At 57.4% G+C, this 16,404-nt stretch carries 11 protein-coding genes; 7 read left to right on the top strand and 4 right to left on the bottom strand.

Features of this window, described 5'->3' with window-relative positions:
* Positions 1-7: 7 nt before the first annotated feature.
* The 4 genes from JFT81_RS29455 to JFT81_RS14330 all read right to left on the bottom strand — a co-directional run bounded on the left by JFT81_RS29455 (position 8) and on the right by JFT81_RS14330 (position 7,214).
* Positions 8-1,261, bottom strand: a complete 1,254-nt coding sequence (locus tag JFT81_RS29455) for a hypothetical protein (protein WP_242485608.1) — start codon at positions 1,259-1,261, stop codon at positions 8-10.
* Positions 1,258-4,479: a hypothetical protein gene (locus JFT81_RS14340; protein WP_201227810.1), complete on the bottom strand. Its 3,222-nt coding sequence runs from the start codon at positions 4,477-4,479 to the stop codon at positions 1,258-1,260. The genes JFT81_RS29455 and JFT81_RS14340 overlap by 4 nt, the downstream gene beginning before the upstream one ends.
* On the bottom strand, positions 4,476-6,566 hold the full coding sequence (tssI, locus tag JFT81_RS14335; RefSeq protein WP_201227809.1) for a type VI secretion system tip protein TssI/VgrG: 2,091 nt from the start codon (positions 6,564-6,566) through the stop codon (positions 4,476-4,478). Before tssI ends, JFT81_RS14340 begins: the two co-directional genes overlap by 4 nt.
* A 132-nt stretch (positions 6,567-6,698) precedes the next feature.
* Entirely contained in the window at positions 6,699-7,214 is a 516-nt protein-coding gene (locus JFT81_RS14330) for an Hcp family type VI secretion system effector (protein WP_047601845.1), read from the bottom strand.
* Positions 7,215-7,741: 527 nt separating this feature from the next.
* On the opposite strand from JFT81_RS14330, the gene JFT81_RS14325 reads away from it, so the two are divergent.
* The 7 genes from JFT81_RS14325 to JFT81_RS14295 are packed head-to-tail and all read left to right on the top strand — an operon-like array spanning position 7,742 to position 16,190.
* Entirely contained in the window at positions 7,742-9,364 is a 1,623-nt protein-coding gene (locus JFT81_RS14325; protein WP_201227808.1) for a methyl-accepting chemotaxis protein, read from the top strand.
* Positions 9,364-9,900, top strand: coding sequence for a chemotaxis protein CheW (locus JFT81_RS14320; protein ID WP_201227807.1), 537 nt, complete (start codon positions 9,364-9,366; stop codon positions 9,898-9,900). Before JFT81_RS14325 ends, JFT81_RS14320 begins: the two co-directional genes overlap by 1 nt.
* Positions 9,897-11,168 carry a CheR family methyltransferase gene (locus JFT81_RS14315; protein WP_201227806.1) on the top strand — a complete coding sequence of 424 codons (1,272 nt, stop codon included), beginning with the start codon at positions 9,897-9,899 and terminating at the stop codon, positions 11,166-11,168. The genes JFT81_RS14320 and JFT81_RS14315 overlap by 4 nt, the downstream gene beginning before the upstream one ends.
* Entirely contained in the window at positions 11,165-11,848 is a 684-nt protein-coding gene (locus JFT81_RS14310) for a chemotaxis protein CheW (protein WP_201227805.1), read from the top strand. Before JFT81_RS14315 ends, JFT81_RS14310 begins: the two co-directional genes overlap by 4 nt.
* On the top strand, positions 11,845-14,133 hold the full coding sequence (locus JFT81_RS14305) for a hybrid sensor histidine kinase/response regulator (RefSeq protein ID WP_201227804.1): 2,289 nt from the start codon (positions 11,845-11,847) through the stop codon (positions 14,131-14,133). Before JFT81_RS14310 ends, JFT81_RS14305 begins: the two co-directional genes overlap by 4 nt.
* Entirely contained in the window at positions 14,130-15,140 is a 1,011-nt protein-coding gene (locus tag JFT81_RS14300) for a chemotaxis response regulator protein-glutamate methylesterase (protein WP_201227803.1), read from the top strand. Before JFT81_RS14305 ends, JFT81_RS14300 begins: the two co-directional genes overlap by 4 nt.
* Before the next feature lie 48 nt (positions 15,141-15,188).
* Complete coding sequence (locus tag JFT81_RS14295; protein ID WP_201227802.1) at positions 15,189-16,190, top strand: PleD family two-component system response regulator; 1,002 nt, start codon at positions 15,189-15,191, stop codon at positions 16,188-16,190.
* Positions 16,191-16,404 lie beyond the last annotated feature (214 nt).

The raw sequence follows: 16,404 nt of genomic DNA, 5'->3' as shown, positions 1-16,404 counted from the left end.
TAGATAATCATGGGCGGTGAATATTATCGTAATCAGTTGCGTTAGGAGTGGAGTTAATGCCTTTCTTCTCTTGAGAATGATAGTAGTCTTCGATACTCAACGTGGAATCAATTTTAGCCGCCAAAATGCAGGCTTCAGTTTGCCAAGGATAATTCAGGTTATTTTTCATCATGGCAGGTCGTTCGGTGCGATCCCATACTTTGTATTTAGTATCGCGCCAACGGCGTGGTGGTCGGTTGGAGAGTTTGTCATGAGCCGCAGTGGTCGGATCTAGATGGCGGAATTGTTCAAGGAGTGGTAATTCCGGCAATGGTTGACTTACATCCATATAGCGCTGCAAGGTATCCCAGAATGCCAAGCATTCTTCACGACTCATTCCTAACGATTGGACCTTGCCTCCAAGGAAGATCTCAAAGGAACTGTAGCGATGATGCAACCAAACAGCCATGCTGCTGTTGCCATGTGGGGCTGGTCGCAATTCCATGGTCGCATCGAATTCATAAAATGGGGCAGTGAAGGCTGAGCGAAAGCGGCGAGCGACGGTGAGCATTCCCGTCTTTCTATTGAGTTCACTTACTCCCGCTCGGAACAGCCGTAAGTAAAAGTAGATTACAAAGTCCCAGCCAGCTAGACCCATGAATACAGTTACCAACATCGCCATGATTAATTTTAGTGGTGAAGTGTTCTCTGAAACTGTTTCAGGGGTGAAAATATATGAGGCCGTAGCAATAAGTGCTTCAACAGAAACCAGGATTATATATTTTTTATAATTTGGCTTGTCTCTCCACATCATCCATGTGCTTATTGCTATTGATGATAGTGTGGTTGCTACTATTACTAGCATTAGAAGCATTGTTGTATAAACGCCTTTAGATGCATTGATGTTATCGAATACATTTGAAAGCGCCTCAGTTACTGCGAACCCCCACAGAATCCATGGGATAAATATTATAGACCACCATTTGAGAAGCGGCAGAAGTGTTAAAAGTATATTGGATGTTTCGAATTTCCATCGCTGATGGTTGATATAATGGTCAGGGCTGCTATCTTTCTTCGAAGTATCTGTCGTCTCTATTTGCAATTGGGCATCGACATCTTGCCAAGGGTCCAAGTTTGCATAGTTGCCCCAATTCAGGGCCGTCCGAAAAATGCCAGATCGACTGGAATCTTCTTGCCATAGATGTCCGGGCTGAACTGGGATTTCACCGCTGTTGTATGAAGCTGGGCCATAGTTAAGCGGAGCAGAATTTAAATCATTCATATTTTCGCAAAGTCTCTCTGTTCTATCAGCCAGTAGGGCACATCTTCAGTACCATCGTTTTCTGCTGGCATAGAACCGGGGAAAGGCACCCATGCACTAGGTCTAGGTTGAGGAAGTGCAATATTTCGGTACTCGGGGAATGGGTCTCCAACGTTGCATTGAAATGGACCTAACTCAAATTGACCGTAAACTTTTAATTTGTATTCGCAAGCTCGGAGATTGCGGCTTGAGTCATCTTCAGCGATTACGTTGTTTTGGCTTGCAAGTATATAAAGGATCCTGGTTCCGTCCAATATAATTCCGCCAAGCTTTTCCTTTTGAATATCTATAGATGGAAGGTGATTCCAGCCACTAAAGTGCTGTCGCGTGCGTACGGTTTCTTTAGCTTTGATTGTGAATCTTAATCCGGTTTCAAAGTGGCTAAGTAGTGGGGTTTGTAGTTCTACGGTCCAATCATTCGGTGTCAGTGATATATTGTTATTCTTGGCAGATAATATAAGTTTTTCTCTGTCGTCTTTGCTGGATTCTTTTTGCCACTGCTGAAGTCGGTGGATTTTTAAGCGAGGCGCTCCTAGAATGCCAAGCAGTTGTTGGTAAGCAATTAGAGGGTCATTTAGGTGTTCTAGTCGATCGCTGTCACCAAAAGGCCCTTGTTTGACAACTTGTTCTACTGGGCTGTTAGCTAGTAAAACGCTGCCTACAAGTCCTGCTACAAATAGAGCGACTCCGATTCCAAGTATCCAAGGGCTCGCCAATAATCCTATAGTATAAAGTGCCCACATGCCTGAACCGACCGCCGCTAGGCTATAAGCCATCGCTACATCATTTTCACCTTGTTTGGCTGCTCTGGCCGCATCCCATACAAAGAGAGCAGTAGTGGCTGCGACAGCAAAGGTTGATCCGATACGAGTAAGGTTAAGCCAACTGCTTCCGGTACGTTTAGAAAGATTTTCTCCGAATCCAAACTTCCAGTTTTTGGTGTCAAATCGGCCTCGTTCCCAAAAGATAAGCCAAGGTGATCTCGTGGCGTTGGAGTCAACTATAATCTTCAACATAACATTATTGGCTGCTAATCCAAGATCAATGCCTGCTGCTGCAGCTCCTGCGAAGAAACGTGTTCTCTCTCCCGACAATAAAGACGTGGCCCCCACCGTATTGGCATATAGACTAAATGCCGCAAACGCCGTCGCTATCCCAGGCAACGCGATATTGCTACTTAGATTTTTTGCCGATGCCATAGCAGGCATCGTCATGCGCCAACGCATATATTCCTGAACAATGGGATCATCTGCAGAGCCCGCCACCACCATGACATAACCAAGCTCTTTCTTAGCGAAGGACAGACGCTCCGCTACTTTGCCGCTTGTCGTGCCAACGATTTGTCCGTTTCTCCCTTCAAAATTCGCTACAAGGAAGTTTTTACGCGTAAGAGTAGTTCTTTCGTTGGGAGTAACTCCGAAACTCAATCCGGCGCCATGTATACCTAATACAACCAGGTTCTGACTCAAGGCTTCACCTTGAGTGATCAATTTCAGATTTTTTGCTTTGCTGGAAAGTTTGTTGGCAAACGTAAAGCTAGGGCCGAACACTCTGACCAATTCAACTTGAGTAATATTTTTACTCTCAGCTACTTTTTTTGCTATGGCAGCGGTGGCGTGGGCAATATGCGCGGCTACTTCGTCTACTGCGAGCGCTACGTTCTGTCCAATGTATAAATTGCTGAACAATGATAGTGAACTTAGTCCAAGGTTTTCCGGATTCGCTTCTTTTCCAGTATTCTTGAATGCAGCAAGTTTGCTCGCTGTCGCTGGTAATTCACCGTTAGTCGTCGGCAGCAAATCTTTGGTCAGAATATTAGTTGCGGCGGCCAAGTCTCTACTTAGCTTTAATACCGCCGCACTGACTTTGCTGTCATCCGGCTCAATACACCGAGGATCAGATTTTTTTGCCGAACAACCCAGTATCTCCAGCAACTCAACCAATAGAGCGTAGGGCTCTAACAGTCGTTCATCCTTACTGTAGGTGTAGTCATTCCAGATTGAAGGCAACTTTTTGTTAACTAAGTCAAGCATGCGTTCTTGCTGGATATAGACAACTTCCCGAGCTTTTTCACGCTCAGCATGGAGGGTGGTCTTTTTTAAACCATCCTCATCGACGTGCGGTAATAAGTCTTTCAAACTGCCTGCAGGCGACAGTACTTCTTGATACAGGAGTTCTGCGTAATGGCCAAAAGGTTGATACGGAACGAGGGCGTTGAGAGTTTGAAGAAGTTCAACTGCCAATCTGCACTGAGCGACAGCATGACGGAATGTAAACAATGGGTCGTCGACGATGAACCCCACTAAATGGGGGTAGTCACGGAGTTTATATTCGCTAAGCACGTCGGTACTTGCGGGTAAAGCATCGGGCGGCGAGGGAGGGGTGGTGTTCAGATGCCCCGCGAGCTCTTGTTGGTACTTTTCCAATTGCTTGATGATTGTAGTGGCTGGCAGAGTCGTCAAGTCGGGAGTAAATAGACTTGGATCTTCCAGCAAGGTTTCTACGTGCAGTTCTCGCGCTCGCAGACCCTTAGTAATACCCTTTACTGGCGTCGCCGGGTGGATCAATGAAGCCTTCCAATGCTGCGTCTCACCTGCAGTCGCCGCCCAGGCAGATCTCATATTTTGACTACGGGCCTTGATACGCCCTGAGTCCTTTTCGAGCCACTCAATGTATTCCCATGTCCACGGCAGTTCACTGTAAGCAATACTCAGTTGGTCGCCAACGAACCGTCCCTGTAGAAACATCGGAACCAAAATCAAATACTGTTTAACGCACACTGGGTCGCGCTTGTCTGCGTCACCTTTTTTCTCTGCAACCTTGCGCCAGTGGGCTACATCTACTTCGAACAACTGGCCTTTGCCATCGGTTTCCAGTTCTCGCCACAGTTTGTTTTTCAAAAACACATAGATACGACCAGGACGGGGTAGCGCGCCCTGCAGCGTTTCGTTGAGTTTGTCATGGCCCGGCAGCCGCGCGAGCGGAGTGACGGCAAGTAATGTGTTGTGTTGGTATTTTTCTTCTTCTTCAGTGGTCTTGGCGTCGACCATGATCGGAATCTGTAACTTGCCGCCATCTGTACGTTCTACGTTAAGCGCCAGCCGCGATTTTTGATCGTTCTCGTAGTCGGTCTTCTTGCGCGTCCCTTCGGTAATGGACTTGTCCTTGAACTCACTCATGCCTTGCCCTCTGGCCCCAACAATTGCAATTGACTGCCCATATCCGGGTCTCCCCATACGTCTACGATGAGCGCCTCTTTGCCTTTCTCGCTGGTTTTTCTTGGTGCGGCCGTGTTGACCGGTGCGTTGCCCAGCGTTTGCCCTACCGGTGCGGTATCCGCCGGTTTGGGCGGTACAGGAAGTACCGCAGCAGCGCCAGTACCGCTTCCGGGGCTGCCGCCGGAGTTGATGTTGATCACCGGGCCGCTCATGGTAACGCCACCGGCATCGATCTTGATAAAGCTGCCCCCACCGATCAGCGTCAGCTCTGCTCCCGCTTCCAGCACGACCTTGATGCCACTATCAAGGTGAATTTCCTGCCCCGCATCCATGAACTGCCCGGTCCCAATCTTGACGTGCTGATTCACCCCAACCGTCAGGTGATCACTGGCCTGCGCCTCAACCTTGCGGTCTTCATAAACCGTGTGATGTTCTTCAGCTTTAAACTCGGTGTAGCTGTTCTTCTCAACCGTATCGTGCCGCTCATTGCCAACCCGAATCTTCTGGTCGTGCTCGATGTTTTCGTCCCAATCGCGCTGGGCATGCAGATAGATCTGCTCCTGACCTTTCTTGTCCTCGATACGCAGTTCGTTGAACCCGCCGCCACCCATTGAACTCAGGGTTTTGAACGTCGTGCGCGTCTTGTTCGCCGGCAGCGCGTACGGGACGGTGTTTTCCTTGTGGTACAGGCAGCCGCTGATCAGCGGTTGGTCAGGGTCGCCTTCGAGGAAGGTCACCAGCACTTCCATGCCGATGCGCGGGATGGCGATGCCGCCGTACTGGGCGCCGGCCCAGGCTGAAGACACGCGTAGCCAGCAGCTGGTTTTGTCGTCGGCCTGGCCTTCGCGGTCCCAGTGGAACTGGACTTTGACGCGACCGTATTCGTCGCAGTGGATCTCTTCGCCTTTGGGGCCGGTCACCACGGCGCTTTGGCTGCCGAGGATGCGCGCTTTCGGGTGGCGCAGGGGCGGGCGGTTGGGGACGTCCCACGGCGTGGCCTGGAAGCGGTTGCGGTAGCCCTGGTGGAAATCGTCTTTGAGTGCGGTGGTGTCGCTGGTCACCGATTCTTCGAGGACTTGCGGCTGTTTGCCTTCGTGCAGCACTTCGGTGAGCAGCCAGAGGTCGTTCCACTTGGCTTTCGGGTGCGCGGTGAGCGCGAGGAAATGGCCGCTGACCAGCAACGGTTGATCGCTTTTGCCTTCGGCCAACTGGAAGTCACTGCGGTGGCGTTCGAGGGCGCGTTTGGCCAGGTGTTTGCCGCGCGCGCGGTCGACGAAGCGGCCGGGGTAATCGTAGTCCTCGAGGTCGGGCAGGGCGTCGCCACGGTTTTCGCTTTCGAGGGTGAGGCGCGGTTTTTCGAAGTCGTAGTCGCGGCGTGTGGTGCGGCTGGTGCGGGTTTCCAGGCGCAGGTCGAAGCGCTTGATCACCGGGTCGCTGGCGACCATGCCGGAGTCTTGCTGGTAGGCCACGGGTTTGAGTTTCGGGAACACCGTCTGGTCATCGCCGAAGATCAGTTTGTGCGCCGTGGCGCTGTGCTGGAAGTGGTAGTGAATGCCTTCTTCCTCGCACAGGCGCTGGATGAAATGCAGGTCCGATTCGTCGTACTGCACGCAGTAGATGCGCTCGGGGTAGACCGAGCCGGTCTGGAAGGCGTAGGCATTGCTCTGGATGCCGTGTTCTTCGAGGACCATGCCGATGATTTTCGGCACGCTGAGGTTCTGGAAGATGCGCTGGTTGATCCGGTGCGCGAGGTACGCCAGTTGCGGGCGCAGGGTCAGCGAATAACGCGTCAGGCGTTTGCCCGAGTCGCCCTGCGCGGCGCGGTAGATCTGGCCGTGGATGCCGCTGCCGTCGGGCGACAGTTGCAGGAAGGCCGGTTTGTGCAGGAGGGTTTCGAGGTCCAGCGACGGTTTTTCACTGACCAGTTCCACCTCGAAAACGAAGGGCTGGCTGATGGCTTCCCGGCCTTGCAGGGTAAACACCTGAAAGTCGGCGGAGAGACCTTCGATGGTCAGGGCAAAGTGGGTTTCATTGGCCGGCGCGAACATCCGTTGTTCCTCGTGCTGTACAGCGGCGCGCGTCGACGGCCGCAAAAGCGGGCCAACGTACGCTAAATTCTGGAGGGGCGTAAACAACATCGACCAGCAGAGCTGGCCGATGTTTGTAACGATCAGCCGTAATTAAACGACTGGAGCACGCCAGTCATCGGAACCCGAAGTACCGGATACTTCGTGGGTCCAGGTGATTTTACGGTAGGTGAACTGCACTTCTTCCAGGTGGGTGAAGTGCGAGTTGCCTGGATCCTGGCAGTTGTGCATTTTGTTGTTGATGGCGACGATGATCGCGTCTTCCAGTTTGGTGGTGTAGTAGTGCTCTTGGGTGCCTTGAGCCGAAGTGCGGTACCACTGGATAACGATTTCGCTCATGCGCTCGCCCGAGGTCAGAGCAGCTTGCAGCAGAGGCGAAGCCTTGTCGTAGACCTTGGTGATCACAACTGGCTTGTGAACGCGCTGACCGGTTGGCTGACCGGATTGTGGGTCACGCGGGATGATCACGTCATGGCTGAAAGCCTGAACCATGACCTGGTCTTCGTGGCCTTCCTGGTAGGTGTTGCCAACGGAGTCGGCGGTGAAGGCGCCTGCAGTGATCAGGCCTTGTTTTTCGCCGGTAACCGACATGTACGCTGGTGTTGCCATGGGGTGCTCTCCTTGCGGATAAATTTAAGGTGCCCGGGAGGCGAAATCGCCCGGTGGGTACCTGACTGTTATCAAGGAGCGTGCCAGCTTTTGTGAAGTGCCCGGCAGCCGGGGGTTAAACCGCTCTAGCCTGTGGGTTTTAGGATTTTTGCCAGGCGAATCAGGGCAAAAGTGCGCAAGAAGTTGCGCAGTACTGCGCAACTTCTTGCGCACTCGTCTACAGGCCACGTGGGACGTGGGTTGTAGAGGCATTGGTAGGGCAAAATCGAAAATAAGTGCGCAACTTCTTGCGCACAATGGCTCGTGGCCATCATCGCGAAGAAACCGTCCGTTCAGAAATGACCGATCCAGCGCCCCTTTCTGCCAATCCGTCACTGGTCAGTTGCACCTCGCTTGCTGGAAAGTCCCTGTCCAGAGCCCGCCCCGGTTTAACCTCGATGGGCGCGAGGGTTAAAAAGCGTCTTATTAATGAAACACCGCCCTCGGCTATACTCCCCGCATTTCGACCCTAGGCACGAGGAATCACTGTGAAGAACTGGACGTTGCGCCAACGCATTTTGGCGAGCTTTGCGGTGATTATCGCCATCATGTTGCTGATGGTGGTGCTGTCGTACTCGCGACTATTGAAGATCGAAGCCAGTGAAAACAGCGTCCGCGACGATGCGATTCCCGGTGTCTATTACAGCTCGATGATTCGTGGTGCCTGGGTCGACAGCTATCTGCAGACTCAGGAGTTGCTCGGCCTCAAGGAAGGCGAAGGCATCAGCAGCGAAGACGCCGCCGAGTTCAAGTCCTTTGAGAGCCGTCTGCTGGAGCAGATGGAGAATTACCGCAAGACCATGGCGACCGATGAGGATCGCACTGAGTTCGCCGCGTTCGAGAAGTACCACGATAACTACATGCAGATTCAGGACGCGGTGCTCGATTTGCACAAACGCAACCTGGAAGCCGATGCGGTGAAATTGTTCAATGAGAAGCTCTCGCCAGCGTGGTACACCGGTCGCACGAAACTCAACGACATCATCGGCGAAAACAAGAAAGTCGCTGATCAGGCCATGGCCAATATCGACGATGCCGTGGCCGCGGCCAAAGTCAGCATGTTCGTTTCCCTGTTGGTCGCGGTATTCGCTGCCGGTCTCTGCGGTTTGCTGTTGATGCGCGCGATCATGGCGCCGATGAACCGCATCGTGAAGATCCTCGAAACCATGCGCACCGGCGACCTCAGTTCGCGCCTGAACCTCGACCGCAAGGACGAGTTCGGCGCCGTTGAAACCGGCTTCAACGACATGATGACCGAGCTGACCTCGCTGGTGTCCCAGGCGCAGCGCTCGTCGGTGCAGGTGACCACCTCGGTGACCGAGATCGCCGCGACGTCCAAGCAACAACAAGCCACCGCCACTGAAACCGCCGCCACCACCACCGAAATCGGCGCGACGTCGCGCGAGATCGCCGCCACTTCGCGCGATCTGGTGCGCACCATGACCGAAGTGTCCACCGCTGCCGATCAGGCCTCGGTGCTCGCCGGATCCGGTCAGCAAGGCCTGGCGCGTATGGAAGACACCATGCACTCGGTGATGGGCGCGGCGGATCTGGTCAACGCCAAACTGGCAATCCTCAATGAGAAGGCCGGCAACATTAATCAGGTGGTGGTGACCATCGTCAAGGTCGCCGACCAGACCAACCTGCTGTCGCTCAATGCCGCCATCGAAGCCGAGAAGGCCGGTGAATACGGCCGTGGTTTTGCCGTGGTCGCCACCGAAGTGCGACGTCTGGCGGATCAGACCGCCGTCGCCACTTATGACATCGAACAGATGGTTCGCGAGATCCAGTCGGCGGTCTCGGCCGGCGTGATGGGCATGGACAAGTTCTCCGAAGAAGTGCGCCGCGGCATGTCCGAAGTGCAGCAGGTCGGCGAGCAGTTGTCGCAGATCATCCATCAAGTGCAGGCGCTGGCGCCGCGGGTGTTGATGGTCAACGAAGGCATGCAGGCGCAGGCCACCGGTGCCGAGCAGATCAACCATGCGCTGGTGCAGTTGGGCGACGCCAGCAGCCAGACCGTCGAGTCGCTGCGCCAGGCCAGTTTCGCCATCGACGAACTGAGCCAGGTGGCCGTCGGGCTGCGCAGCGGCGTTTCGCGATTCAAAGTCTGATGAGCGAAATCATCGCCAAACGCAACGTCGCGCAAGTGGCGAAGCCGGCGTTGTTCCTGCTGTTTCGCATCGGCAGCGAGCGTTACGCCCTGCGCGCCACCGAAGTCGCGGAAGTGCTGCCGCGCCTGCCGTTGAAACCGATCGCGCGGGCGCCGCAATGGGTTGCCGGGGTGTTCGCTTATCGCGGCGTAGTGGTGCCGGTGATCGACCTTAGTGCGCTGACCTTTGGTCAACCCGCTGAAGCGCGAACCAGCACGCGGTTGGTGCTGGTGCACTATCGCCCGGACGACGCGCAACCGGCGCAATGGCTGGGGCTGATTCTTGAGCAGGCGACCGATACGCTGCGCTGCCACCCGCAGGATTTTCAGCCCTACGGCCTCGACAATCGTCAGGCACCGTACCTCGGCCCGGTGCGTCAGGACGCACAAGGTCTGGTGCAATGGGTGCGGGTCAATGACTTGCTCGATGATGCCGTGCGCACGCTGCTGTTCCCCCATCCGCCGCTGGACCCGGCGCAGCTTGAGGCGCAGCCATGAGCAGCGATCAGCGTTTTTTCGACTTCCTCAAGGAACGCATCGGCCTCGATGTCACCTCGGTCGGCCCGGCGATCATCGAGCGCGCCGTGCGTCAGCGCACGATCCTTTCGCAAGCTGCCCACGCCGACGAATATTGGCATTTGCTGCAAGGCTCGCGGGATGAACAGCAAGCGTTGATTGAAGCGGTGATCGTCCCCGAGACGTGGTTTTTCCGTTACCCGGAATCCTTTGCCACGTTGGGCAAACTGGCGCGTAAACGCTTGGACGAGCTGAACAATATGCGTGCGCTGCGCATCCTCAGCCTGCCGTGCTCCACTGGCGAAGAGCCTTATTCGATTGCCATGGCTTTGCTCGATGCCGGGCTCAAGCCCCATCAGTTCAAGGTCGATGGCATGGACGTCAGCCCGTTGTCGGTGGAGAAAGCGCGGCGGGCGCTGTATGGCAAGAACTCGTTTCGCGGCCAGGATCTGGACTATCGCGAGCGGCATTTCACGCCTGAGCAGGACGGCCATCGCGTCAACGAAAACGTCCGTGAGCAGGTGCGCTTGCAGGTCGGCAACGTGCTCGATCCAACGCTGTTGACCAGCGAGCCGCCCTTCGATTTCGTGTTCTGCCGCAACCTGCTGATCTACTTCGATCAACCGACCCAGAAGCAGGTGTTCGAAGTGCTCAAGCGCCTGACACATGTCGACGGTGTGCTGTTTATCGGCCCGGCGGAGGGCAGCCTGCTCGGGCGCTTGGGCATGCGTTCGATCGGCATTCCCCAGTCGTTCGCGTTCAGCCGTCATAGCGAGCCGCTGCCTGAGCCGTTGCCGATCCCCAAGCCAGCGCCGTTGCCCGTCAGCCAACCGCTGCGCAGCACGCCGCCAGCGCCCGTGCGCAGCCGGCCATTTGCTGCGGTGGCGCCGCTGCCAACTACCAGCAAAAGTGCCAATCCCGATGCCGCAACATTGCTGGCGAACATCGCCGCGCTGGCCAATGAAGGCAAAAGTGCCGAGGCCCGTGCTGCGTGTGAGCAATATTTACGCAGCCACGAACCGGTGGCTCAAGTGTTTTACTGGCTCGGCCTGCTCAGCGATGTCGCTGGGCTGACGCTGGAAGCCCAAGGCTTTTACCGCAAGGCCTTGTACCTCGAACCGCAACATCCTGAAGCGCTGATGCACCTGGCCGTGTTGCTCCAGGCCCAGGGTGACAGCGCCGGTGCCAGACGATTGCAGGAGCGCGCCGCCCGCAGCGGCCGCACCGCCGACAGTGAGCGTAAACGATGAACCCGTCCGACACCTTGAACGTCACGCACGAAGACGCCCGGGCCATCGATGATTGCTGGAACCGCATCGGCATCCACGGCGACAAATCCTGTCCGCTGCTGGAAGAACATATTCACTGCCGCAACTGCTCGGTGTATTCCGCCGCCGCCACGCGATTGCTCGACCGCTATGCGTTGCAGCAAGACGAGCGCGATCCGGTGGCGACTGCGGTTGAAAACGATGTGAAAACCCGTTCGCTGCTGATGTTCCGGCTCGGCGAAGAATGGTTGGGGCTGGCGACACGCAGCCTGGTCGAGGTCGCGCCGATGCAGGCGATTCACTCATTGCCGCATCAGCGTTCACGGGCCTTGCTTGGCGTCGCCAACGTGCGCGGCGCGCTGGTCGCTTGCCTGTCGTTGGTGGAATTGCTCGATCTAGACGCGAACGCTGCGCCGATCAGTGGCGCGCGAGTCATGCCGCGCATGCTGATCATCGCCGCCCATGGCGGGCCGGTGGTGGTGCCGGTGGATGAAGTCGACGGCATCCACGCCATCGATGAGCGCATTCTCGACGCCGCCTCGCAATCCGGCGCGCAAGCCAGTGCCAAATACACCCGTGGCGTCCTGCAATTCAGGGGGCGCAGCCTGCGTTGGCTGGATGAAGAACAGCTGTTGTCCGCCGTGACCCGGAGCCTTACATGACCCCCGAGCAAATGCGCGACGCCTCGCTGCTTGAGCTGTTCAGCCTCGAAGCCGAAGCCCAGACCCAGGTGCTCAGCTCGGGGCTGCTGGCTCTGGAACGCAATCCGACCCAGGCCGATCAGTTGGAATCGTGCATGCGTGCGGCGCACTCGCTCAAGGGCGCGGCACGGATTGTCGGCATCGACAGCGGCGTCAGCGTTGCCCATGTGATGGAAGATTGTCTGGTCAGCGCGCAGGAAGGCCGCTTGCTGCTGCGCCCGGAACACATCGACGCGTTGTTGCAGGGCACCGATTTGTTGATGCGCATCGCCACCCCGGCGAGTGCGCCGCAGCCGAGCGATATTGACGCGTACGTCGCGTTGATGGGACAGCTGCTCGATCCGTCGTCACCATCGGCACCGATTGCCGCGCCGGTCATGGCCGAGTTGCAGCTTGAAGCGCCGCGCCTTCAGCCGACGCCGCCAGCACCTGCAATAGAAGCCCTTGCCGAGGTATCTGAACCAGCACCACGCAAGAGCAAACGCACCACCGAAGGTGGCGAACGCGTGCTGCGCGTCACCGCCGAACGCCTGAACAGCCTGCTCGATCTGTCGAGCAAATCGCTGGTGGAAACCCAGCGCCTGAAGCCGCATCTGGCGACCATGCAACGCCTCAAGCGCATGCAGAACAACGGCCTGCGTGCGCTGGAAAACCTTAACGTACACCTCAAGGAACATGCGCTAAGTCTTGAGGCGCTGGAAGCATTGGAAGATGCGCGACGCTTGCTCGCCGAATCCCAGCAACTGCTGAGCGAGAAAAACGCCGAACTCGACGAGTTCGCCTGGCAGGCCAGCCAGCGCGCACAAGTGCTCTACGACACCGCACTGGCCTGTCGTATGCGGCCCTTCGCCGACGTGCTCAGCGGTCAGGTGCGCATGGTCCGTGATCTTGGCCGCAGCCTCGGCAAGCAGGTGCGTCTGGAAATCGAAGGCGAGAAGACTCAGGTCGATCGCGACGTGCTGGAAAAGCTCGAAGCGCCGTTGACCCATTTGCTGCGCAACGCGGTCGATCACGGTATCGAAACCCCGCAGCAACGTTTGCTCCAGGGCAAGCCTGAAGAAGGTCTCATCCGCCTGCGCGCCTCACATCAAGCCGGTCTGCTGGTGCTGGAATTGAGTGATGACGGCAATGGCGTCGATCTGGAAAAGGTTCGCCGCAGCATCGTCGAACGGCAGTTGTCCCCAGCAGAAACCGCCGCGCAGTTGAGCGAAGAAGAACTGCTGACGTTCCTGTTTCTGCCCGGTTTCAGCCTGCGCGATACGGTCACCGAAGTCTCCGGTCGTGGCGTCGGCCTTGATGCGGTGCAGCACATGGTTCGCCAGTTGCGCGGCGCGGTGGTGCTGGAGCAGACGGCGGGCGAGGGCAGCCGCTTTCACCTGGAAGTGCCGCTGACCTTGTCGGTGGTGCGCAGCCTGGTGGTGGAGGTCGGCGAAGAAGCCTACGCGTTCCCACTGGCGCACATCGAACGCATGTGCGACCTGGAGCCGGAAGACATCGTGCAGGTCGAAGGTCGTCAGCATTTTTGGCACGAAGGCCAGCATGTCGGCCTGGTCGCCGCCAGCCAGTTACTCAACCGCCCGGCCAGCCAGAGCAGCGGCGAAACCCTCAAGGTCGTGGTGATCCGCGAGCGCGATGCGATTTATGGCGTGGCAGTCGAGCGCTTCATTGGCGAACGCACACTGGTGGTCTTGCCACTGGACGAGCGTCTGGGCAAAGTGCAGGACATTTCCGCCGGGGCCTTGCTTGACGACGGCTCGGTGGTACTGATCGTCGACGTTGAAGACATGTTGCGGTCGGTGGACAAACTGCTCAATACCGGTCGCCTGGAGCGCATCGCTCGCCACGGCAATCAAGCGGTGGAGGCCGCGCGCAAGCGGGTACTGGTGGTCGACGATTCGCTGACCGTGCGCGAGCTGCAACGCAAGCTGCTACTCAACCGTGGCTACGACGTTGCGGTGGCGGTGGACGGCATGGACGGTTGGAACGCACTGCGTTCGGAGGACTTCGATTTGCTGATCACCGACATCGACATGCCGCGCATGGACGGCATCGAACTGGTCACGTTGCTGCGTCGCGACAATCGTCTGCAATCGCTGCCGGTGATGGTCGTGTCGTATAAGGACCGTGAAGAGGATCGCCGCCGTGGACTGGACGCCGGGGCGGACTATTATTTAGCCAAAGCCAGTTTTCATGACGACGCCCTGCTCGATGCAGTGGTCGAGCTCATCGGAGGAGCGCGGGCATGAAGATCGCAATCGTCAACGACATGCCAATGGCGGTGGAGGCGCTGCGCCGGGCGCTGGCCTTCGAGCCGGCGCATCAGGTGGTTTGGGTCGCCCGCAACGGCGCCGAGGCGGTGCAACTGTGCGCCGAAAACACTCCGGATCTGATCCTGATGGACCTGATCATGCCGGTGATGGACGGCGTCGAAGCGACCCGCCGGATCATGGCCGAAACGCCATGCGCTATCGTCATTGTCACGGTCGACCGCCAGCAGAATGTGCACCGCGTGTTCGAGGCCATGGGCCACGGCGCGCTGGACGTGGTCGACACTCCGGCGATCGGCGCCGGCAATGCGCAGGAAGCGGCAGCGCCATTGCTGCGCAAGATTCTCAACATTGGCTGGCTGATCGGCGACAAAGCGCCGCGCTCGCGGCCACTGCCGACACCGCAACGCAGCTCGGCTTCGTGCAAGCGGCTGGTGGCTATCGGTTCGTCCGCGGGCGGGCCGGCGGCGCTGGAAGTCTTGCTCAAGGGCTTGCCGCGGGACTTTTCGGCGGCGATTGTGCTGGTGCAGCATGTCGATCAGGTGTTCGCTGCCGGCATGGCCGAATGGCTGGCGAGTGCCAGCGGTCTCGATGTGCGTCTGGCCCGCGAAGGCGAGCCGCCGCAAAGCGGGGCGGTGCTGCTGGCCGGTACCAATCACCATATTCGATTATTGAAAAACGGCACGCTGGCCTACACCGCCGAGCCGGTCAACGAGATCTACCGGCCCTCCATCGACGTGTTTTTCGAGAGTGTCGCCAGTTACTGGAATGGTGATGCGGTCGGGGTTTTATTGACCGGGATGGGACGCGACGGGGCGCAAGGGCTTAAGCTCATGCGCCAGCAGGGTTATCTGACCATCGCGCAGGATCAGCAAAGCAGTGCGGTGTACGGCATGCCCAAGGCTGCCGCGGCCATTGATGCCGCCGTTGAAATACGCCCACTGGAAAAGATAGCGCCACGATTGCTGGAGATTTTCCCCAAATGAACAAGTTGATCCGCAATCCTGGCCCCCGCAGTACTCAGGTGACCGCCCATGAATGACTTACAGATCGACGACATTAAAACCGACGAAAACGCCGCCATGGTGTTGTTGGTGGACGATCAGGCGATGATTGGCGAAGCCGTCCGCCGTGGGCTGTCGAACGAAGAAAACATCGACTTCCACTTCTGCTCCGACCCGCACCAGGCTATCGCGCAAGCAGTGCGGATCAAGCCGACGGTGATTCTGCAGGATCTGGTGATGCCCGGCCTCGACGGTCTGAGTCTGGTGCGCGAGTACCGCAATCACCCGGCGACCAAGGACATCCCGATCATCGTCCTGTCGACCAAGGAGGACCCGCTGATCAAGAGCGCGGCGTTCTCGGCCGGGGCTAACGATTATCTGGTTAAGCTACCGGACACCATCGAACTGGTAGCGCGCATCCGCTATCACTCGCGCTCCTACATGACCTTGTTGCAACGGGACGCGGCGTATCGTGCGCTGCGGGTCAGCCAGCAACAATTGCTCGACACCAACCTGGTGCTGCAACGCCTGATGAACTCCGATGGCCTGACCGGGCTGTCCAACCGCCGCCATTTCGACGAATACCTGGAATTGGAATGGCGCCGTTCGCTGCGTGATCAGAGCCAGTTGTCGTTGCTGATGATCGACGTCGATTACTTCAAGTCCTACAACGATAGCTTTGGCCACGTTGAAGGCGACGAGGCGCTGCGCAAGGTCGCCACGGCGATCCGCGACGCCAGTGCGCGACCTTCTGACCTGCCGGCGCGCTACGGCGGTGAAGAGTTCGCCCTGGTGCTGCCGAACACCTCGCCGGGCGGTGCGCGGCTGGTGGCCGAGAAGCTGCGCCAGACAGTGGCCTCGCTGAAAATCCCGCACAACACCCCAGCAGACGGTGCGAGCCTGACCATCAGCATCGGCCTGGCAACCATGGTGCCGCAGGCGGGCAGCGATTGCCGCCTGCTGATCTCGGCGGCGGATCGCGGGTTGTACCTGGCCAAAAACAATGGCCGCAACCAGGTCGGGATCGAGTAACGGCTGACCCTCACCCCAGCCCTCTCCCGGAGGGAGAGGGGGCCGACCGTGGTGTCTGGCGCTGTACATCGACCTGATCGACCGCGTCGATTATGGGTCTGCAAGCTTGGCACTTCCGGATTCAGCAAAGCCCTCTCACGTCGGCGTACCTCTCAAATATCCCCCGATCGGTCCCCTCTACCTCTGGGAGAGGGCTAGGGTGAGGGCAAAGGGT

Origin of the sequence: Pseudomonas sp. TH43 (assembly GCF_016650635.1) — a bacterium.
Classification (GTDB): Bacteria; Pseudomonadota; Gammaproteobacteria; order Pseudomonadales; family Pseudomonadaceae; genus Aquipseudomonas.
Note: the sequence above shows the minus strand (reverse complement) of the source record. Positions and strands in the feature narration are given on the sequence as shown.

What these genes read in the sequence shown, in the direction of transcription:
- JFT81_RS29455 (WP_242485608.1), bottom strand. Translation starts at nt 1,261, where the DNA reads ATGAATGATTTAAATTCTGCTCCGCTTAACTATGGCCCAGCTTCATAC.
- JFT81_RS14340 (WP_201227810.1), bottom strand. Translation starts at nt 4,479, where the DNA reads ATGAGTGAGTTCAAGGACAAGTCCATTACCGAAGGGACGCGCAAGAAG.
- tssI (WP_201227809.1), bottom strand. Translation starts at nt 6,566, where the DNA reads ATGTTCGCGCCGGCCAATGAAACCCACTTTGCCCTGACCATCGAAGGT.
- JFT81_RS14330 (WP_047601845.1), bottom strand. Translation starts at nt 7,214, where the DNA reads ATGGCAACACCAGCGTACATGTCGGTTACCGGCGAAAAACAAGGCCTG.
- JFT81_RS14320 (WP_201227807.1), top strand. Translation starts at nt 9,364, where the DNA reads ATGAGCGAAATCATCGCCAAACGCAACGTCGCGCAAGTGGCGAAGCCG.
- JFT81_RS14315 (WP_201227806.1), top strand. Translation starts at nt 9,897, where the DNA reads ATGAGCAGCGATCAGCGTTTTTTCGACTTCCTCAAGGAACGCATCGGC.
- JFT81_RS14310 (WP_201227805.1), top strand. Translation starts at nt 11,165, where the DNA reads ATGAACCCGTCCGACACCTTGAACGTCACGCACGAAGACGCCCGGGCC.
- JFT81_RS14305 (WP_201227804.1), top strand. Translation starts at nt 11,845, where the DNA reads ATGACCCCCGAGCAAATGCGCGACGCCTCGCTGCTTGAGCTGTTCAGC.
- JFT81_RS14300 (WP_201227803.1), top strand. Translation starts at nt 14,130, where the DNA reads ATGAAGATCGCAATCGTCAACGACATGCCAATGGCGGTGGAGGCGCTG.
- JFT81_RS14295 (WP_201227802.1), top strand. Translation starts at nt 15,189, where the DNA reads ATGAATGACTTACAGATCGACGACATTAAAACCGACGAAAACGCCGCC.